We start from the raw sequence: 18,073 nt of genomic DNA on the forward strand, positions 1-18,073 counted from the left end.
GTAGAGACGTTAGATTAAACATTTCTGCGGGCGATCGCTTTATTAATGCAGATGCAATTAGCCTTGGGTGCGGCGAACGTGATCCATAATGCGCTGTTTGCGTTCTATCGATCGCGGCGACAAATCCTTGCTAAAGTCTCCAACACTACGAGCGACATGCTCCATAATTCTCTTCTTACGATCGTCTGCGTTAGCCATAGTTAACCTGAATTAGCGGAGTCTTTGTCCTACCTCAATTCTAAGGTGATTAACTTATTTAACCTGAGTTCGGGATAAGAAATCGCCAGAAGTCCTGATTTTCCGTGCCTTGCTGCTATGCTCCACATCAGGCTCTTGTCAATAAGCCTCACAGTTGAGAATATTCTTAATAGTAGGACTTATTGAGAAAAGATTACTAGCTGGTTGTTTGGCTCAAGCTACTTGCAGTGGGGATTTCAGCCTTCGGCTTAACCCGAACTCAGGTTATTTAACGTGAGTTCGATGAAGCTTTTCGCTACGGTTGCCAATCTGGGCTGCCCCCTAAATCCCCCAAAATTGGGGGACTTTGAACCTAAATTCTGGGCTTGAAGTCCCCCAGATTGGGGGATTTAGGGGGCAGAAGCCGCTGACAACGAAGCAAAAAAACTCGTCGAACTCACGTTATTTAGGGTGTTTCTGAGACAGCGAGAATTCGTGAGTAGCCCTTATCTAAACGGCGGTGAGAGCAGCAATCCGCCTTTTGTGGAGAGGTTGTTTTGCCCACGAGGTAGGTTTAGCTTAGTTTTAGCACCGAGGTTGCGATCGTAAATTTCGCCATAGTTTCCACCCTGCTGAATGATTCGCACTGCAAAGTCATTCGTTACGCCCATTCCTTTGCCTAAGTCACCTTCCGAACCTAAGAACCGCTTCACCGTCGGATCGGGACTGTTCACTTGCTGAGTCACATTTTGAGAAGTTACGCCCAGTTCTTCAGCTTTGATTAGAGTAAACACCGTCCATCTCACTAGATTGCTCCAGGCAGCGTCGCCATCGGCAACCGCAGGGGCTAGTGGCTCTTCAGATAAAGGTTCTTCTAAAATGACGTGATCGGCGGGTTTGGGTAGCGTTGTGCGACGAGAAACTAACTGAGAGCGATCGGCGGTGACTCCTTCACATCGCCCCTCGGCGTAAGTTCCGAAGGTGGTATTCACATCCTCAAACACAACGGGCGTATAGGGAATGCTGCGTTTTCGCATCTGATCGGTCAGGTTTTGCTCAGTCGTGGTGCCCGTCTGGATGCAGATCGATTTGCCTTTGAGATCGGCTAAAGTTTTGATGCCGCTTGCTTTTTTGACCATGATTCCCTGACCGTCATAGAAGACGACGGGTGCAAATTCTAAGCCGACGGAGGTGTCACGGCTCATTGTCCAGGTTGTATTGCGGCTGAGAATATCGACTTCACCCGTTTGCACGGCGGTGAAGCGTTCTTTGGCGTTGAGGTTGCGATATTCAACGGCATCAGCGTTGTTGAAGACGGCGGCGGCGATCGCTCGACACACATCTACGTCTAGCCCCGAATATTTGCCGTCTTTGCCGACAAAACTAAATCCGGGGAGTTCTCCACTGACCCCGCACACGAGTTTTCCTCGGCTGACAACCGTAGCGAGTCGTCCTTTTGGCGCGGTGCTACCTCCACCCTGACCCGTCGGCGAGTCACTGCAAGCCGTTAACGATAAAACTAGCAAAGCGACTAGGAACGGGGACGACGATCGCATCATAGTTTGTTTAAATGGACAAGTAGCGGAGTTATTGTAGTCCTTTCTGGACAATTGCGTAACTTTTATGATCGTGGATTAAATAACTCCGAGAGTGGGTCGGGCATCTTGCCTGACTTAAACAGCCGAGACGAGACGAGACGGCTGTGCCACCTTATTTAATCCAGAATTCTTAGCGCGAGCGACTCGTTTCCGCTGGCTGTCGCTCAAATCCCGCGACTTCTCCAAGGGTATAAAGGGGGCGGTTTTTTACCTCTTCATAAATTCGTCCAATATATTCACCGAGAATGCCAATGCTGACGAGCTGCACCGCACCGAGAAAGAAAATCGCGACAATAATCGTGGCAAGTCCAGTCACGGGTGAATGCGGCACAAAAATTCGCCAATAGAGCACTAAAATTGCCATCACTAGCGCCACCACTGCCGAAAACAATCCGACATAGGTTGAGATGCGAAGCGGCACTTTAGAAAACGAAACCAATCCGTTAACTGCCAGCCCAAATGATTTACTAAATGTATATTTCACATCACCCGCAAATCGTGGATCGCGATCGAACTTGACCGAGGTTTGTGAGAATCCGACCCACGATCGTAACCCTCGGAGATATCGATTTCGTTCTGGCATCGTGTTCAGCAAGTCCACCACTTGCCGATCGAGCAAACAAAAATCACCTGTGTCTGTGGGAATGTCAACATCTGCCAGGTTCTTTAACAATCGGTAAAACGTATAGGCGGTCAAGCGCTTAAACCAGCCTTCTTTGCGGCGTTGGGTGCGTTGAGCGTAAACCACCTGATAGCCTTGTCGCCATTTCTCGACCATTCCGGGAATCAGTTCGGGTGGGTCTTGCAGATCGGCATCTAAAATCACAATCACCTGACCTCGTGCGAAGTTTAACCCAGCAGTCACCGCGATTTGATGACCAAAATTGCGAGCCAAACTCAGATAGCAAACGCGTGAATCTTGCTGGTGTAGCTCCCGAATTAGCGGCAACGATCGGTCTCGACTTCCATCGTTAATCAGCACTAATTCGGCAGTGGCATCTAGTCGATTCATCACAGAACTGACCCGACGATAAAGCTCATGAATCGTGGCTTCTTCGTTATAGATAGGGACGATCAGCGAGTAGGTTGGCAACATATCTGGTGCACCACATTGGAACAAAAAAGGAGCGATCGTGCAGCGTGTGAAACCCACATCTTAACGATCGCCCCAGAATTCTAACAATACCGACTTCGGAAGAAATTTAGACGTTGCTAGATAGAGGGGTGATTTGTAGGGGCAATCCCCCGTGGTTGCCCTCCGTCAGGGGTAGGCACGGGGGCACTACCCCTACAGCCATTTCATCCCATTCTGCAACCCAAAATTTAGTGCGCCAACGCTAGTGCCCGTTTTGCCAATGCTTCGGCAGTGATGCCGTTGACTGCCATTAATTCACCCGCGCTGGCAGTGGTTTCGCCTCGCTTCCAAGAGAATGTATCGCGCTTGGCAGTGCTTCGCAGCATGATCGGCTCTAGCATTCCACTTGCGCCGCCCGTCACTCCAATCAGCACATCGCCGCCAAACATCGCCTCAAACTTGGCATCGTCTAGAAACTCACCGTCTGGCTCTGAGCAGAGATCCCAGGCGACATCATGAGCGCGATAGAGACGACGAGGATTCACAACTGATACGACTCGCACGGATAGGCCTTCCGCTTCGAGATGCGCTGCCGCTTCGAGCACCGGAATCAGAACCATGTCACCGACGGCGGCAAACACCACGGTTTTAGCATTTGCACTTTCAGCGCTGGGCATTTCTTTAAGCACGATCGCGCCATCCTTCAACGCCTGACGCGCTTGCTCAAAGGTCGTGTGAATCGGAAGCGGCGATTTACTTGACGTAATCACAATGCCCTTATTTTTCGTCGTCAGCCCCCAGTCATAGCAAACCTGAATGCTATTGGCATCGGGCGGAAACAGCGGAAAGACATTGCCGTTCCGCATCATTGCTGCAAAATAAGCTTCGATTTCAGGACGTTGATGAGTCCAGCCGTTGCGCCCCTGCTCTAGCGCCCCTGCCGTAAACAGCGTCATCGTAGACGGCGTGGGACGGCGCAATTCTGCCATTGCCTGAGTGACAGTTTGCCAAATTGGTAAGCCATTGATCGCAAACGATTCGTAAGAACACCAGAGCGATCGAGAACCCATCAGCGCTAACCCGGCTGCCAAACCTGCACAGGCATCTTCACTCAAAGGCTCGTAGACCTGTCCTTTAGGGGCTTGGTTATAGAGCGCGTCTTCAACGGGGTGAATAATTCGCAATGCCTGGTTGATGTTGGCGATTCCAGAGGCTTCGTTGCCGTCTGCGTTGGTGACTGTGAAGGCACGATCGACGTTGCCGACATAGCCAACCAGCTTACCCATAGCCGTCGTTGAGACTTTAGGATCGCCGCCGACGGTGAATTCTTCTAGCGGCAACTGTCCCAAATCGGGCAAGGGCAACACCGATTCGGTCACAGCCGTTTTGCTTGCGGGGCCGCCGCCTGCCCGTTCGCAGTTGGTTCGCACAAGTTCCCACGCTTCGGGTGTGAGGGCACGGGCTTTGAGCGCTGCAATAATATCGGGATTGTCTAACGTGTGTTGAGCGTAGAGGTTGTGAGATTTTGCGCCTCTCGCGTGCATCCCTGCGCCCTTAAGCTGCTTGATGATAAAGACCGTCAGCTTGCCGCCCAAGGCAGAACGAGCAGCCTCATTCATAGAAGTCAGAACCGACTTTGTAAACTGAAGACGCTGCTCAAACGAGAACGCGGTGCTGTCTACATAAGCTCCCGGCTGGTTTTGGTCATCAAAGTCTTTAGCATCAACCATTACCACGTTCTCAAAGCCGTTGCCCTTCCAATAGGCAATCATCTCGTCATTAGATTTGGTAGACACCATGCTGTGATGCTCTTGTGAATAGCCGTTCCAGACCAACACAGGCAAGAAATTTGTCACCTCTGGATAGGCAGTATGGAAGTGGGCGATCGCGCTCACAATATAAGGCTCACCTAACCCCCCATCGCCGACGGTAAAGGGAAACAGCTTATCGCGGTGCAGCGTCGCGGCTGCCATTGCAAAGTGTTGCCCCTGACCTAAAGGGCCTGCTGGGGCCAAAATTCCCGGAATGAAGCCAGAGAGATGTCCGAGTAATCCGTGTTTTTCGCGGAAGCGATCGCGCAACTGCTGCACGGTCTGAATGCCCATATCTTCGAGCGATCGGTCTAAAAACATGGCGCTATAAAAACCGGGCGCGTGGTGCCCCACCTCGGTCAGGATGTTTTTGTGACCCAACATCACTAGCGCTGCATAGGCTTCGGCTTGACTGGCAAACCCGCCGGGGTGCCCTGAAGCTTTACTTGCGGTCACTTGCAGGATTAGATAGCGCAACGCATCCGCTGTGAGCAGAGTCTGATAGACCGCCGTTAAATCAGTGGGGTCAGCGATCGCGGTTTTGCCTGGGGCGATCGTGGGGGTTTTCCCATATTGATCAAAACCGGGGAGCGAGTCACCAAAATGTTGAATGCCTTCACAGAAAGCAGGCGCGGCGGATTGAGGATTTGAGGTTACGGCGGTCATGCTGGTGATACCTTACTGCGATGAGCGAGTGCTTAAACTCATACCCATAGTACACAGCCCCCTGTGCAAAAGGAGAATGCACTTCTAATGACAAAGATTAAAAAACCTGTAGAAGCATGGCATTTCGTGTCTTCACCTTGTAGATGACGTAAAGGTCAATTTCTCAAAATGGAATAGACATTATTTGATTGATCCATTCTTCAGCCGTAGATGCTTCCCAAATTAGGATGAGCGCAGCAATCACTTCACTGATTGGAAGGCTTTGCGAAAGAATCAGTACACCAGAGCTAGTTTGGGTCATGATGAACTGACCAAACTCGGTTGGCATGGTTCTGCGATCGTGCGTGACCAGCACTCTGGCATCTTGCGCTGCAATTGCCAAAACCTCTAGATCTTTTATGCTTTCAAGCCTTGCTTCATTCGCTGATCGAAAATCAAGACCGGGTTGTCTGCGGATGGCTCCAATCACGATCGCTTGTCTAAGATCGGCATCAGCTTGGAAGCGAACCCTTGTCATACCGCACCGTGTTTCTGGGCTTGAGCAGCTTTCAGTTTTTGATAGAGCGTTGGATTTCTTGATCTACAAGACTGTTGCAACTTTTGAAATTCTGCTTCGCCTGCTTTTAGGTGCGCATCCACAACTTCTCGATTGGCAAGATAAAACGCGATCGCACCATAAACCTGTTCTAGTGAAAGCAGCGGAAAATTTTGGGCAATGCTTTCGGGAGATTCTCCATTCAGGAAACAGTAGACAACTGAATCGAGGGAGATTCGGGTTCCTTCAATCCAATACCCCCCGTTGCAATGTTCGATATATTGCTTTGTTGGCGTAGGTGATGTCATGAGACTCGCGGTTAATCACTAGTTTGATATTAAGCGATCGCGGTTGTCTCTTAGGTGAACTCTAGTGTTGTTGGGCAGGTTGGATTACAGAAAATTGCTACAAACGGTAGTTCGGCTAGAAATCGCTTTCACAAGGACAGCTCAACCACCTGTTTCGCTCACAACTTCTAACCAACCCTCGACAGCATCTTCAAGCATCTCTAATAGATGCTCATAATTCTCTCCCCAAGTATGACACCCAGGAAGAGCAGGCACAGAGGCACACCACACATCGTCTTCTTGCCAAATAATTGCCTTGATTTTCATGGGGTCAAATTATGTTGAGAACCATATTGTTTCGTTGGCGTAGGTGCTGATGTTATAAGACTTGCGGTTAATCACTAGTTGCATGTTAAGCGATCGGTTGTCTTTCAAGCATTGCATAGCACACGCCCAACTTCACGATACATTGTCGTTACTAGGTTGGAAGAAATGTCGCCCTGTCGAAAACTTCGCCAGAGCTTGGTGAAACAGTGGATTTAGAAGCTCGAAAGGCGCATATTCGGGTTTAGGAAGGGTGACAAGGAACTCCTTAATTTGAGGCAAAGTCTCAAAAATATACTGATCTAGAATTGGTATTCTACCGACTGAATCAAGCTCGTACCCTCCCCGTTTTCTCTCAATTAGGTTTTCAAGGGCTAATTTTGCATTGATAGGCATTTCAATTGCTGTAGTAAGCTCTTGCATTAAAAGAGGTGGCTGTCCACTAATTGTCTGAATCCAACGGCAACACAAAATTGGACGCATGACATAGAAGTAACGCTTTGCAGCCAAATCAGAATGCTGAAAATATCGATGAAGGATTCGTTCAGCCCAACCGATGTAGTGATGGACTGATGCGCGTGGAGCGAAAAATTCCTCTCCAATCTCCCGCATCCGTTGAATTATTTCTGGCTGCTCAATGTAGACGACAGGAGATCTCAACCACTCAAGTAGCACGGGATGTGATTGCCGGAGGAACAAGAGTGATTTCCTGAGATCCCAACCACTAAGATCAATATCGCTGGAGGTTCCAAGCTCCAACACATCATTGCGTTTTTCAATACATAGATACCAATCAACTGGTCGAACGTAAAGAAAACGAACATCATAATCGCTGTTTTGAGACTCAAACCCCCAGGCACGACTACCTGACTCAAGCCCATAGATCACCCTGAGACCCTGTTCAGCTTCAACTTTATACAGTAAATCTCTCAGTTGGTCTGGGGAATAGTGCATTGCTCAAGACACATCGATCAACAATAAATTGAGTGTTCCCCAAGCCAAGATTTAAGTACATGTTCTAGTGAGTTTTAGCTTTTCTTATGTTCTGATTTTCAAAGCTACTGCATGGTCTACGCTTAATGTTTTATAAGCATTTCCTCTAAAATTTATGCCGTGAATTTGCAGCTCGTCTAGTTCAGAGTTGATCGCGAAAATAATTCTGATTTTGCCAACCCTCATTCTTAGGAAGCCTTGCCATTCTCCTTCTAAGGCTTTGATATCAAGTTCTCCCGATGGCACTAACCCTGATTGCTCAACTGAGTTAAGCAAATAGAGAATTTTAGTCTGAACTCTCTTCACATCTTTTGTTGGAAGCTTTTTCAGAAATTTGAGCGCGTCTTTACTGAAGGTCAGTTCCATTTCGCACCCAATCTGTCATGTTTACGAACTCGCTTTTGTCGTAATCGGACGGTGAACCAAACTGTCCGCGAATTTCTTGCATTTCCTTTTCGCTAACACGAGGAATCAAAGCTAAACACAGAGCCAGTCTTTCTTCTCTCAAAACCTCATGGATTGTCTCCCGCACACTTTGCTGAATAAGCTCTTTGAGTTCTTGTGCTTCCATCTTTATTCCTTGTTCACGAGCTATTTAGCCTTTTACACTAGAACGTAACTAGATACTGATGCCTGTGTCATAAGTTTTGTTTTAACGTCAAGCAAATTATTAAAACAAAACTTATAAGTGAAGCTTTGTTGAAAGGTTTCTCCGCTCTATTCATAAGTTTTACTTCAAAATCAGGCAGATTATTAAAACGAATCTTATAAACGGAGCCTCATTCGTAGATCCTACTTGACCATCAACAGGTTTTGCTCACGCATCGGGCACAAATCCTAAACACATAATATTGAAGTGATCTTTATTACATAAAAATTACATTGCTTAAGTAAATATAACTAAGATTTTCTAGCTTCAGTCAACACGGTTGCTCATTTTCCAGGAATTTTCTCAGGTCAGCCAAGTTGCTGATTCGCTAGAGTGCGACCGTAACATGATTTTTAAAGGTGCAGATGGTACAGCGTAAAAGAGGTTCTAGAGTGCTTGAGCGCGCCGATCGCCGAGCCGCCAGCTTACAGTCGATTTCACCCACGCTTGACCTCAGTAGTGGACTCACCCTTGCAGCTTACCAAGACGCAATTCAAGACATCCGATCGCAGCTAGTCGCTTACAACGCTGCCTTATCCGCGATCGACAAAGCCCGTGACGATATCAATCAAGCCGAGCGATCGCTGAGAGACTTATCAGAACACATGCTGATGGGCGTTGCAGTCAAGTATGGCAAAAGCAGCCAAGAGTACTTGATGGCAGGAGGTGTGCGTAAAGGCGACCCCCGGCGCAAGTCGTCTCGCACCAGTGGAGTGATAGGGGCGATCGCCCCCCAAAAAGTCTCAACAAACGGACACTCGCCTATTTCAACCTCTGTTTAAAGTCAAAGGATGCGCGATACTTTGTCTAACGCATCCTTCGCGCCCCATCTGATTAACCGTAAGGTAGAACGCATCATTCGTTTCAGGTCGTCTATGACTCCAAGTTTTGCCCTTCTAGCGATCGTCATTATTTTGGGTTCTCTCCTCGTTTTGGCTCCGATCATCGCCGACTATTACTACGCTTGCCGCAAATTAGAGCAATCTTCAAACTCGTCAGACCTGATCAGTAAAACGATCGCCGGGGGCTATCGCTATGTGTGTTGGGTGACGGGCACCACCATGATTACAGCCGCGATCGTCCTCCTGTTTCGGCTCGAATGGTAAAACTTTCTGTTAGGGAATGGCAGGTTTTTCGTGGACAACTTCAGAGTCTCATGAGCCAATTCGCTGAGTTGGGCTAATCTATTCAGTGAGTGGCGTAGAGGAGTGAGAAATTTATGTTGAGTTGGGATCAAAGTTCCAGCATTGCCCTGATGCAGAGAGAGCGGGCATGGGTGGAAATTGATTTAACCGCATTGGCACACAACATTCGTCAGATTCGGGGTTTGCTGTCACCGCATACTGATTTGATGGCTGTTGTCAAAGCTGATGCTTATGGACACGGAGCCGTCACCGTTGCCCAAACCGTCTTGCAAGCAGGCGCAACCTGGCTAGGCGTTGCCACCATTCCTGAAGGCATTGAGCTTCGGGAAGCGGGCATTGAATCCCCGATTTTAGTCATGGGCGCAACTCACACCGCCGAGCAAATTTGCGCGATCGCCCACTGGGGCCTTCAACCCACACTCTGCACACCCAAACAAGCCCTCGTCTTTTCTGAAGCGATCGGCAAATCTTCGCAGCGCCAGCCGCTACCCGTGCACATTAAATTAGATACCGGAATGTCGCGACTGGGAACGCCTTGGCAGAAAGCCGTTGAGTTTGTGCAACTCGTTCAAAGGCTGCCGGGGTTGACGATCGCCAGCATCTATTCTCACCTGGCAACCGCTGACGACCCCGATCCCACAATCATGCGCCAGCAGCAGCACCGTTACGAACAAGCGATTCAAGCCTGCGGGTTTTCCCCGATCCTAAACCCTGCAATTCACAGGCCTTTCCCTCGCTTTCACCTCGCTAACTCAGCCGCCACACTCACAGATGCCAGCTTGCACTACGACATGGTACGAACCGGACTGGTGATTTATGGGCTGTATCCATCTGGGCACTTAGCCGATCGAGTTGATCTCAAACCCGTGATGCAGGTGAAAGCGCGAGTCAGTCAGGTCAAAACCCTGCAACCTGGAACCGGAGTCAGCTACGGCTACAAATTTGTTGCAGAGCGAGAAACTCAAATCGCCGTAGTGGGGATTGGCTACGCAGACGGTGTTCCCCGTAATCTCTCTAATCAACTAACCGTCTTAGTGAGAGGGCAGCGAGTTCCTCAGATCGGCGCAATCACGATGGATCAGATCATGCTGGATGTCAGCACCATTCCCGCTTTGCAAGAAGGGGAAGTGGTGACACTATTAGGGCAAGACGGCAATCAGCAGATTTTAGCGGACGATTGGGCACAAACTTTAGGCACGATTTCCTGGGAGATTCTCTGCGGCTTTAAGCATCGCCTTCCTCGCGTCGCTGTCGGCAAGCCCTATGGAATTCGTCAGTCCCTATCTGGAGCTCGGCATGTTTTTCATGCACAGCAGAGTGACCTGGAGTAACCAGGCGAGTCGGATAAATCTAACGGACAGCAGGGCGGTTTCATGGTCATTGAAGAGAAGTCGATGAGCCATAAAAACCTGCTCCACCCTCCTCACAAAGGGCTGGCGAGGGCTTCGCCTCCCTTCGTGAGGAGGGTCTTCTCTTTAATTCCGCCCAGCTACTTAGATCATTGCCCACAGCGCCCCAGCCGTAGTCAGCAAAAAGAGTAACCCCATTGCCCCTGCCAGAGGCTTTTCTTTTAAGCCTGTTAGCCAGTCAGACGCGCGACCTGTATAACCGATCAGATTGGCTGAATCGAGGCTTGCCATGCCAAAAACCCAGCCCGCATGGAGACCCCAGGCAAGCCCCAGATGGTTGTGATCAACTCCCCGCGCTAGACAAAGCACCATGCCCATTAACCACAGCCCTGGTAGTTGAGGGATATTTTCTGATCCTTCCCAGACCAGGTGAAGTAGGGCAAAAATCAGACTGGAGACGATCGCGCCACTCCACAGCCCATAAGTCTGCTCTAATTGACCCAGCACAAATCCTCGAAAAACCAGTTCTTCGGTGACACCGATCCAAAGTCCTAAAAACAAAGTTGGCAACAGCACTGATCCCAACTGCTTCCAGTTCTCTGATTTCCACTCAATCCAACCCAATAGAGTTTGAACGCCAAAAAGGACGACTAGCCCGATCGTGCCTAGTGCTAACCCGCGACTGACCGATCCGAGATCATCCAGGTTTCCAGACAGCCCATAGTGACTAAAGGGAACATTTTGAACCCAAGCGGCTGCCCAAAGCACGATGGGAGCCAGCAGATAGAGTGAGGCAACGAGCGGCAATTTTTGACGAATTTCTAAAGGCTTGAAGGGATGCCACTTTAAAGCGATCGCTAGTGGGATGGCGATCGGCAGCCAAATTGCCACCCAAACAGCAAAAAAAACACCTACCCTGATCGGCACCGAAGCTTCCGCAAAAAATGCAAAAAACGGGTGAACACGATCGAGGGTAGGCATAAAACAAGTTAGAAAATGAAGTCTTTTAACGCGATCGCGATCGTCTTTTGGAAAGGTTATTCCGCTTCTTCGTTCCCGTTGGAACCGTTTTGATCACCCTTATCAGCATCGATCTGAATCAAGTGAATATGCTTATAGCCCAGCTTAATTTCAAACTCATCTCCTGGCTTTAAGCCCATTGCTTTGGTGTAGGCTGCCCCGATCACAATTTGACCATTTTGATGCACACTGACCCGATAAGTCGGCTCTCGCCCCCGACCATCTTTTGACCCCTCTGGACTCAGAGGAATGCCTCTTGCAACCAACAGAGCATCATAGAAATCTGTCAGATTAACGCGAGTTTGACTATTCTTAGTTATGGTGTAGTAGCCACAGCGCTTTGCAGTTTCTCGGCGCGGCAAGTGTGACAGTTCTTTTACTTTTTGAAGTAACGCCTTCCCTGTTAAAGGGGCAGTTGCAGTTTCAGTCATCTGCTACAGAATATCCCTAGATTTCTGAAATGGTAAATAGAGTCAATGTTAAATGTTTGACCTAATAAAATATATCTCTAATCTGCTCTATCTGCACAATATTTTTGCTTAAATTATCATGCATTAATCGTTTCAATTAGCTTTTCTCGATCGCGGTCTAACAAAATTTGCCGATATTTCATCAAAGCTTGTATCGAAACAAGTCGCTCAAACGCCGCGCTGCTAAAGCTTGATTTTGTGCATCTTCAGAAGCAACAGGTCTGACTTTCTCAAATTGTTCTAATCAATTTAGGCAAAATGCTAAACTAAAGCGTATGGAAAATGCTGCTTTTTGGTAATTACCAATCAACAGGTTGCCAGTCAGGAGACAGATTTTTCGTAACAAACTATTAACTTTAGAAATTGCTAATTCATAAAATAGTGTTTTCTTGCCGTTACAGTTGCTCTAGCTCCGCACCGCTTAGACCTTTAAAGTTGCAGTTTTTTGGTTTCTAGAATGCAAGTTGTTTTTAAGATTGTTCGCCAAAACCAAAATTCGTTACCAAGAGTTGAGTCCTACCCGCTCGACGTGGAATCAAGCGCCACAATTCTTGATTGTCTCAATCAGATTAAATGGCAGCAAGATGGCACGCTTGCTTTTAGAAAAAATTGTCGCAACACAATTTGTGGCAGTTGCTCAATGCGAATTAATGGTCGATCGGCACTGGCTTGCAAAGAAAATGTGGGCAGCGAAATCGCTCGTTTTTCTGCCAGTTCAGCCGCAGCGCCTAATCAGATTCCAGAAATCACGATCGCGCCGATGGGCAATATGCCCGTGATTAAAGATTTGGTGGTCGATATGCAAGGCTTTTGGGCAAATCTCAAAGCCGTCGATCCCTATGTCAGCACGGCAGCGCGACAGGTGCCAGAGCGAGAATTTTTGCAAACGCCCGCAGAGCGATCGCAGCTTGACCAAACTGGAAACTGCATTATGTGCGGTGCTTGTTATTCTGAGTGCAACGCTCGCGAAGTTAACCCTGAGTTTGTCGGACCTCATGCGTTAGCCAAGGCTTATCGCATGGTGGCCGATTCTCGCGACGATCGGACTGCTGCCCGACTCGAAAAATATAATCAAGGAACCGAGGGCGTTTGGGGCTGCACTCGCTGCTATTTCTGCAATAGTGTTTGCCCGATGGAAGTCGCGCCGATGGATCAAATTGGCAAAATTAAGAATGAGATTTTAGCGCGTAAAGATGGACAAACGGGGCGATCGATTCGTCACCGTAAAGTCCTAATTGATCTCGTCAAACAAGGCGGCTGGATCGATGAACGGCAGTTTGGCTTACAAGTTGTGGGCAATAACCTTAAAGATCTTAAAGGACTGATGAGCCTTGTCCCGTTAGGGCTGCGAATGCTCAGTCACGGCAAACTCCCAGCAAAATTTGAGCCTTCTGAAGGGGCAAAGCAGGTACGATCGTTGATCGAATCCGTCCAAGCATTCCAAACAGAATCAAAACGCCTTTAAGTCCAACTTTCTGCCTCAGTTAACTCCCTCAACTATCAGTAATGACTTCCCAACCCCCAACGCCAGAAACGATCGCAGAAGCCCCGAATCAGCCCCAACCTGCTTTTGGCTGGACGGCTTATGCCGAACAAGTCAATGGGCGCTTTGCCATGATTGGCTTTGTCAGCTTATTAATTCTCGAATTTTTCACCCGCCAAGATTTTTTTACTTGGCTAGGTTTACGATAACGTCAACGCGGATCTGTGGGCACTGCTAGCGGTTGCCCAGCCCGGTTATAGAGCAAAATATCCCACTGTCCCCTGGCATTAGACTCGAAGGCGATCGTTGCTCCATCAGCGCTAATGGTGGGGTTTCTCACTTCTGCCCGAATATTATCAGTCAGGTTACGCAACTGACGAAAATCTCGATCGTATAAATAAATTCCCGTTATGCCTTGGCGGCTGCCTGCAAACACAATAAATCGCCCATTGTCTGACACTGCCGGACTCGATGCCATCAGATCTAAAGAATTAAGCCCCGGTAAGTTCAATAAACGCTGCTCAACCGTGTCATATAAATAGATATCTTGAGTGCCGCGCCGATCGGACGCAAACACAATATAGCGACCGGACAGGCGAGGCGAGATATCTGAAAACGGACTATTCAGACTGCGCCCACCGGGATCGAACGGGAACGGCAGCAGCGTCGCCCCCGCACAGCCATTCAGAAATGCGGCGATCGTAACTAACCCAAAAAAGACAAAACGCTTAGACACAAGACCTAATTATGGGGCAATTGTGGGCGCGGTATTGGGACGATTGTTGGGGAGGTCTAACTCCACAAAAGCACCGCGATCGAGCACTTCGATATCCCACTGTCCGCGAGTGCTGCTCTCGAAGGTCACATAGCGTCCATCCGGGCTAATGCTCGGACGACGCAGCCACCCTTGATAGGCAGACATTAACACCTGCGACTGTTGAGTCGCGCGATCGTAAAGCCGAATTTCAGGAATGCCGCGATCGCTGGCAATGTAAGCAAGATAGCGCCCCGTATAGCTGAGACTGGGGTTTTCAGCGATCGCGTTGGGGCGGTTGAGGCGTTGGAGGTTGATAAACTGTCGCTGCTCTAAGTTATAGGCCAGAATGTTGCGGCTTCCCTCACGGCTCGACACAAATGCCAAAATGCGCCCATCGCCGCTTAGAGCAGGTTGCTCGTCGTTTTGGCGACTGTTGAGCGAAGTTGACCCGATCGGAACTCCAGTCGGACTGCACGCCGCCAGCGAACCCAACAAGAGCAGCCGAGCCATGAAACTAATCCCCGAAACCACACTTTTCACACTGCAACTGCCATTCAATCAAGCCATTTCATAACGAATCCCCCCGACTTCTCTAACCACGAGAAGCAATGGAGGGATCAAGACAGGGGAGATCAACGATCAACGCGATCTAGCTCAAACAAACCAGAAGGTTAGGATTCCCCCCAGTTATCATTCTCGTCGTCATTTGGCTCAACCGGACGATAGTCAACATAATCGGAGGGTGGCTCTTCTACATTTCTGCGTCGGTTGGTAGCTTCTTCATCAGTGGGGCGAGGTCGTCTGGGTTTAGAACCTTGAGATGGATTGCTCGATCGCGGAGCAGTGTTGCGATTGCGGGCGCGATCGTCAAAGTCGTTAGAGTCAACTGTCGCATCGATCACGGGATAATCTGGACGAGAACGAGGGCGGCGAGTCTTATCAGACGGGTTTAGCCGCTCGTCACGAGGACGACTTGAAGGACGACGACCCGAATCATAATCATCACGATTCTGTCGCGTGTCTTTTGTGCCCTGAATTCGCGGACGACGCACCCGCTCGTCGATCACCTCTTGGTCTTCAAACTCAGCGCTTTGACGATAGCGAGAGCTAACTGGGCGGTCAGAATCGACGATCGGCGTGTTGCGCTTTGCTTGCTCGGTCGAAACTTTGCGAAGGCGCAAATTTTCAATCACGAAAAAGACAGAAGCGCCCGTCAGCAGCACTTGACCAAACTGCATAATCGGGTCAAAGCGCCAGCCATAAAAAATTAAAATCAAGCCGCACAGCAGACCGACGGCGGAAAAGAAAATATCGGAATCTCTAGATAACTCAGGGCGGAACGATCGAACGGCATAAAGCCCTGCCCCGCCAACGGCAAGAATAATCCCGGCAATACTAGCTAGATTGAACTGAAAGTTAACCATTCCCTGTCTCCTAGGTAAGTCTTATATTAGCGAGTTATGCCTAAGATCTCTACTCTAACAAGCCCAAATTCCTTCAGACCTACTCAATTGCTTTCTCAGGCTTTATTGAAGCCTAGATTTTGCACTTCAAAGCAAAAACCTCAGTTTTAGCAGGGAGCGCGACCTAAATTTAGCCACTGCCTTGCTAGAACTAAGGTTTTGCAAAAGTGCTGGTACTTTGCTATGCCCAGAAGGATTTTAGGCACCGAATGCCCAGCCTTAAGAGCGCTGAATTTTATCTTTTTGGCTAATGAAGATCAGCCCGATCGTGGCTGGAACTAGCACAACCACAGCACCTGCCAGCAAGCTCAATAAGAAATTTGTTAAAGAAGGTGTCATGAGTCTCAAAGTCCTCTATCTACAACAAGCGACTGTTCATAATCTTAGTGGTTTGTCACACAGTTGCATAGATCCTAGAGAAATGGAATCACGATCGTCCAGAATTCTGGCGTTAATTAACAACCTACGACCGCTAAAATGAGAATTAGCTAGGATTTGTTTACAAAGCTTCAAACTTTTGACTAACACCTGATGATTTCTTCTACCGTTGTCTCGCTGACTCTGAGCATCTTGCTCGGTTTGATGATTTTTCTGTTTATCATTCGCATCGTTTTGTCCTGGTATCCGCAGGTGGCGTTAAACAAATTTCCCTTTAGTTGGGTGGCGATTCCGACCGAACCTTTTTTGGTGGTGACGAGAAAGCTGATTGCACCTGTGGGCGGTGTCGATATTACGCCGATCGTCTGGGTAGGTTTGTTTAGCTTGGCAAGAGAGATTCTGCTGGGGCAGCAAGGGCTATTGACGATGATGCTTAATTAAAGAAATTCTCTCTAATCTTTGGGCATCATCACTTTTTCAACAAAGTTAGTGTAGATTTCGCCCTTGATAAACTCTGGTGTGTCTAGAATTTTTTGGTGAAACGCGATCGTCGTTGGCAACCCTGTAATGGCACATTCGCGCAAGGCTCGTTTCATGCGGCGGATCGCTGAGGGTCGATCGCTGGCCCACACAATCAGTTTGCCAATCAGCGAGTCATAATAGGGCGGAATCTCATAGTCAGTGTAGACGTGAGAATCCATTCGCACACCGGGGCCACTCGGCGGTAAATAGCCGCTAATGCGTCCAGGACTGGGGCGGAAGTTAAAATCGGGATCTTCGGCGTTGACTCGACACTCGATCGAGTGCCCTCGCAAAACCACTTGATCTTGAGTCAAACTGAGTTCTTCACCCTGAGCAATGCGAATCTGCTCGGCGATCAGATCAATGCCTGTGATCATCTCAGTTACGGGATGTTCAACCTGAATGCGGGTGTTCATCTCCATAAAGTAGAAATCGCCGGACTGGTCAAGCAAAAATTCGACCGTTCCTGCGCCGACGTAATTAATCGACTTGGCGGCAAGCACGGCAGCACTCCCCATCTTTTCTCGCAGCTCTGGAGTCAGGGCAGAACTGGGCGCTTCTTCTAACAGCTTTTGGTGACGACGCTGAATCGAACACTCGCGTTCGCCGAGGTGAATCACATTGCCGTGACTGTCTGCCAAAATCTGAAACTCAATGTGGCGAGGGTTTTGAACATACTTCTCGACATAGACACCGCCATTGCCAAAAGCGGCTTCGGCTTCTCCTTGCGCTGCCATGTAGAGTTTGCCGAGATCTTCATCTGCCGTCACCAGCCGCATGCCTCGTCCGCCGCCACCCGCCGTCGCTTTAATGATCACGGGGTAGCCCATCGATCGGGCGATCGATCGCGCTTCAGCTTCATCTTGCACCAAGCCTTTACTGCCCGGAACGGTAGGCACGCCGACTCGCTGCATCGTTTTTTTGGCCGTCGATTTGTCGCCCATCGATCGAATTGAGTCGGGAGAAGGGCCAATAAAAACGATTTGATGATCGGCGCAGATCTCGGCAAATCGCGCATTTTCTGCCAAAAAGCCATAGCCGGGGTGAATCGCGATCGCGTTGCGGGTCAGAGCGGCGGCAATAATATTGGGAATGTTGAGATAGCTTTTGCTGCTGGCGGGTTCACCAATGCAAACGGCTTCATCGGCTAGCTGAACGTGCAGCGAGTGGCGATCGATAGTGGAGTGAACGGCAACGGTGGCGATCCCCATTTCTTCACAGGTGCGAAGAATTCGTAGAGCGATCTCCCCCCGATTGGCAATCAAAATTTTCGAGAAACGCATTGGCGATGTGTTGAGTCTGTATTCAGAAAAATAGATCCTTCTGAGGCATGCTGAAAGATACTTGCCGTCTCTCAACATACTCTATATT

At 48.9% G+C, this 18,073-nt stretch carries 23 protein-coding genes; 6 read left to right on the forward strand and 17 right to left on the reverse strand.

Annotation, left to right across the window (positions count from 1 at the left end; translation table 11 throughout):
* Positions 1-57 precede the first annotated feature (57 nt).
* The 10 genes from BRW63_RS28230 to BRW63_RS09265 form a co-directional block, all read right to left on the reverse strand.
* On the reverse strand, positions 58-198 hold the full coding sequence (locus BRW63_RS28230; protein WP_181314338.1) for a hypothetical protein: 141 nt from the start codon (positions 196-198) through the stop codon (positions 58-60).
* Between the two features lie 485 nt (positions 199-683).
* Positions 684-1,736, reverse strand: coding sequence for an amino acid ABC transporter substrate-binding protein (locus tag BRW63_RS09225; protein ID WP_073070607.1), 1,053 nt, complete (start codon positions 1,734-1,736; stop codon positions 684-686).
* Positions 1,737-1,905: 169 nt separating this feature from the next.
* Entirely contained in the window at positions 1,906-2,871 is a 966-nt protein-coding gene (locus BRW63_RS09230) for a glycosyltransferase family 2 protein (RefSeq protein ID WP_073070608.1), read from the reverse strand.
* A gap of 227 nt (positions 2,872-3,098) precedes the next feature.
* Positions 3,099-5,327, reverse strand: coding sequence for a phosphoketolase family protein (locus BRW63_RS09235; RefSeq protein WP_073070609.1), 2,229 nt, complete (start codon positions 5,325-5,327; stop codon positions 3,099-3,101).
* 163 nt (positions 5,328-5,490) lie between these two features.
* Positions 5,491-5,844, reverse strand: a complete 354-nt coding sequence (locus BRW63_RS09240) for a DUF5615 family PIN-like protein (protein WP_073070610.1) — start codon at positions 5,842-5,844, stop codon at positions 5,491-5,493.
* A complete protein-coding gene (locus BRW63_RS09245) occupies positions 5,841-6,170 on the reverse strand; it encodes a DUF433 domain-containing protein (RefSeq protein WP_073070611.1) in 330 nt (109 codons plus the stop codon). The genes BRW63_RS09240 and BRW63_RS09245 overlap by 4 nt, the downstream gene beginning before the upstream one ends.
* Positions 6,171-6,311: 141 nt before the next feature.
* A complete protein-coding gene (locus tag BRW63_RS09250) occupies positions 6,312-6,476 on the reverse strand; it encodes a type II toxin-antitoxin system HicB family antitoxin (RefSeq protein WP_219898384.1) in 165 nt (54 codons plus the stop codon).
* A gap of 132 nt (positions 6,477-6,608) precedes the next feature.
* The gene (locus BRW63_RS09255; RefSeq protein ID WP_073070612.1) at positions 6,609-7,427 is read right to left on the reverse strand and encodes a nucleotidyltransferase domain-containing protein; all 819 of its coding nucleotides are present in this window, start codon (positions 7,425-7,427) and stop codon (positions 6,609-6,611) included.
* A gap of 84 nt (positions 7,428-7,511) precedes the next feature.
* On the reverse strand, positions 7,512-7,832 hold the full coding sequence (locus BRW63_RS09260; protein WP_073070613.1) for a type II toxin-antitoxin system RelE family toxin: 321 nt from the start codon (positions 7,830-7,832) through the stop codon (positions 7,512-7,514).
* Positions 7,813-8,037: a hypothetical protein gene (locus BRW63_RS09265; protein ID WP_073070614.1), complete on the reverse strand. Its 225-nt coding sequence runs from the start codon at positions 8,035-8,037 to the stop codon at positions 7,813-7,815. Before BRW63_RS09265 ends, BRW63_RS09260 begins: the two co-directional genes overlap by 20 nt.
* Positions 8,038-8,480: 443 nt before the next feature.
* Here BRW63_RS09265 and BRW63_RS09270 point away from each other — a divergent pair, with 443 nt between their 5' ends.
* The 3 genes from BRW63_RS09270 to alr all read left to right on the forward strand — a co-directional run bounded on the left by BRW63_RS09270 (position 8,481) and on the right by alr (position 10,591).
* Positions 8,481-8,897: a hypothetical protein gene (locus tag BRW63_RS09270; RefSeq protein WP_073070615.1), complete on the forward strand. Its 417-nt coding sequence runs from the start codon at positions 8,481-8,483 to the stop codon at positions 8,895-8,897.
* A 93-nt stretch (positions 8,898-8,990) separates the two neighbouring features.
* Positions 8,991-9,221, forward strand: coding sequence for a hypothetical protein (locus tag BRW63_RS09275; RefSeq protein WP_073070616.1), 231 nt, complete (start codon positions 8,991-8,993; stop codon positions 9,219-9,221).
* Between the two features lie 113 nt (positions 9,222-9,334).
* Positions 9,335-10,591 (forward strand): alanine racemase, encoded by a 1,257-nt coding sequence (gene alr / locus BRW63_RS09280; protein ID WP_083582790.1) that lies wholly within the window; start codon positions 9,335-9,337, stop codon positions 10,589-10,591.
* Between the two features lie 162 nt (positions 10,592-10,753).
* Here the strand turns inward: alr and BRW63_RS09285 are convergent, their stop codons facing one another.
* On the reverse strand, positions 10,754-11,590 hold the full coding sequence (locus BRW63_RS09285) for a CPBP family intramembrane glutamic endopeptidase (protein ID WP_073070617.1): 837 nt from the start codon (positions 11,588-11,590) through the stop codon (positions 10,754-10,756).
* 56 nt (positions 11,591-11,646) lie between these two features.
* Positions 11,647-12,060, reverse strand: coding sequence for an AbrB family transcriptional regulator (locus tag BRW63_RS09290; protein ID WP_073070618.1), 414 nt, complete (start codon positions 12,058-12,060; stop codon positions 11,647-11,649).
* A gap of 496 nt (positions 12,061-12,556) precedes the next feature.
* Here BRW63_RS09290 and BRW63_RS09295 point away from each other — a divergent pair, with 496 nt between their 5' ends.
* Entirely contained in the window at positions 12,557-13,564 is a 1,008-nt protein-coding gene (locus tag BRW63_RS09295; RefSeq protein ID WP_073070619.1) for a succinate dehydrogenase/fumarate reductase iron-sulfur subunit, read from the forward strand.
* Between the two features lie 41 nt (positions 13,565-13,605).
* Entirely contained in the window at positions 13,606-13,791 is a 186-nt protein-coding gene (locus BRW63_RS09300) for a chlorophyll a/b-binding protein (protein WP_073070620.1), read from the forward strand.
* A 2-nt stretch (positions 13,792-13,793) separates the two neighbouring features.
* Here the strand turns inward: BRW63_RS09300 and BRW63_RS09305 are convergent, their stop codons facing one another.
* The 4 genes from BRW63_RS09305 to psbX form a co-directional block, all read right to left on the reverse strand.
* Entirely contained in the window at positions 13,794-14,318 is a 525-nt protein-coding gene (locus BRW63_RS09305) for a TolB family protein (RefSeq protein ID WP_073070621.1), read from the reverse strand.
* Between the two features lie 9 nt (positions 14,319-14,327).
* Positions 14,328-14,849: a TolB family protein gene (locus tag BRW63_RS09310; RefSeq protein WP_073070622.1), complete on the reverse strand. Its 522-nt coding sequence runs from the start codon at positions 14,847-14,849 to the stop codon at positions 14,328-14,330.
* A 161-nt stretch (positions 14,850-15,010) separates the two neighbouring features.
* Positions 15,011-15,763, reverse strand: coding sequence for a Ycf66 family protein (locus BRW63_RS09315; RefSeq protein WP_073070623.1), 753 nt, complete (start codon positions 15,761-15,763; stop codon positions 15,011-15,013).
* 258 nt (positions 15,764-16,021) lie between these two features.
* Entirely contained in the window at positions 16,022-16,141 is a 120-nt protein-coding gene (gene psbX / locus BRW63_RS09320; protein WP_073070624.1) for a photosystem II reaction center X protein, read from the reverse strand.
* Between the two features lie 192 nt (positions 16,142-16,333).
* Between psbX and BRW63_RS09325 the strand changes: the two genes are divergently transcribed.
* Positions 16,334-16,621 carry a YggT family protein gene (locus tag BRW63_RS09325; protein ID WP_073070625.1) on the forward strand — a complete coding sequence of 96 codons (288 nt, stop codon included), beginning with the start codon at positions 16,334-16,336 and terminating at the stop codon, positions 16,619-16,621.
* Between the two features lie 11 nt (positions 16,622-16,632).
* On the opposite strand, the gene accC is transcribed toward BRW63_RS09325, so the two are convergent.
* Complete coding sequence (gene accC / locus BRW63_RS09330) at positions 16,633-17,985, reverse strand: acetyl-CoA carboxylase biotin carboxylase subunit (protein WP_073070626.1); 1,353 nt, start codon at positions 17,983-17,985, stop codon at positions 16,633-16,635.
* Positions 17,986-18,073 lie beyond the last annotated feature (88 nt).

The organism is Phormidesmis priestleyi ULC007 (assembly GCF_001895925.1).
GTDB classification, from domain to species: domain Bacteria; phylum Cyanobacteriota; class Cyanobacteriia; order Leptolyngbyales; family Leptolyngbyaceae; genus Phormidesmis_A; species Phormidesmis_A priestleyi_A.

Coding starts and splice junctions, on each gene's coding strand:
- BRW63_RS09290 (WP_073070618.1), bottom strand. CDS start 12,060: ATGACTGAAACTGCAACTGCCCCTTTAACAGGGAAGGCGTTACTTCAA.
- alr (WP_083582790.1), top strand. CDS start 9,335: ATGTTGAGTTGGGATCAAAGTTCCAGCATTGCCCTGATGCAGAGAGAG.
- BRW63_RS09250 (WP_219898384.1), bottom strand. CDS start 6,476: ATGAAAATCAAGGCAATTATTTGGCAAGAAGACGATGTGTGGTGTGCC.
- BRW63_RS09295 (WP_073070619.1), top strand. CDS start 12,557: ATGCAAGTTGTTTTTAAGATTGTTCGCCAAAACCAAAATTCGTTACCA.
- BRW63_RS09285 (WP_073070617.1), bottom strand. CDS start 11,590: ATGCCTACCCTCGATCGTGTTCACCCGTTTTTTGCATTTTTTGCGGAA.
- BRW63_RS09240 (WP_073070610.1), bottom strand. CDS start 5,844: ATGACAAGGGTTCGCTTCCAAGCTGATGCCGATCTTAGACAAGCGATC.
- BRW63_RS09225 (WP_073070607.1), bottom strand. CDS start 1,736: ATGATGCGATCGTCGTCCCCGTTCCTAGTCGCTTTGCTAGTTTTATCG.
- BRW63_RS09275 (WP_073070616.1), top strand. CDS start 8,991: ATGACTCCAAGTTTTGCCCTTCTAGCGATCGTCATTATTTTGGGTTCT.
- BRW63_RS09235 (WP_073070609.1), bottom strand. CDS start 5,327: ATGACCGCCGTAACCTCAAATCCTCAATCCGCCGCGCCTGCTTTCTGT.
- BRW63_RS28230 (WP_181314338.1), bottom strand. CDS start 198: ATGGCTAACGCAGACGATCGTAAGAAGAGAATTATGGAGCATGTCGCT.
- BRW63_RS09310 (WP_073070622.1), bottom strand. CDS start 14,849: ATGGCTCGGCTGCTCTTGTTGGGTTCGCTGGCGGCGTGCAGTCCGACT.
- BRW63_RS09255 (WP_073070612.1), bottom strand. CDS start 7,427: ATGCACTATTCCCCAGACCAACTGAGAGATTTACTGTATAAAGTTGAA.
- BRW63_RS09325 (WP_073070625.1), top strand. CDS start 16,334: ATGATTTCTTCTACCGTTGTCTCGCTGACTCTGAGCATCTTGCTCGGT.
- BRW63_RS09230 (WP_073070608.1), bottom strand. CDS start 2,871: ATGTTGCCAACCTACTCGCTGATCGTCCCTATCTATAACGAAGAAGCC.
- accC (WP_073070626.1), bottom strand. CDS start 17,985: ATGCGTTTCTCGAAAATTTTGATTGCCAATCGGGGGGAGATCGCTCTA.
- psbX (WP_073070624.1), bottom strand. CDS start 16,141: ATGACACCTTCTTTAACAAATTTCTTATTGAGCTTGCTGGCAGGTGCT.
- BRW63_RS09245 (WP_073070611.1), bottom strand. CDS start 6,170: ATGACATCACCTACGCCAACAAAGCAATATATCGAACATTGCAACGGG.
- BRW63_RS09315 (WP_073070623.1), bottom strand. CDS start 15,763: ATGGTTAACTTTCAGTTCAATCTAGCTAGTATTGCCGGGATTATTCTT.
- BRW63_RS09270 (WP_073070615.1), top strand. CDS start 8,481: ATGGTACAGCGTAAAAGAGGTTCTAGAGTGCTTGAGCGCGCCGATCGC.
- BRW63_RS09300 (WP_073070620.1), top strand. CDS start 13,606: ATGACTTCCCAACCCCCAACGCCAGAAACGATCGCAGAAGCCCCGAAT.
- BRW63_RS09265 (WP_073070614.1), bottom strand. CDS start 8,037: ATGGAAGCACAAGAACTCAAAGAGCTTATTCAGCAAAGTGTGCGGGAG.
- BRW63_RS09260 (WP_073070613.1), bottom strand. CDS start 7,832: ATGGAACTGACCTTCAGTAAAGACGCGCTCAAATTTCTGAAAAAGCTT.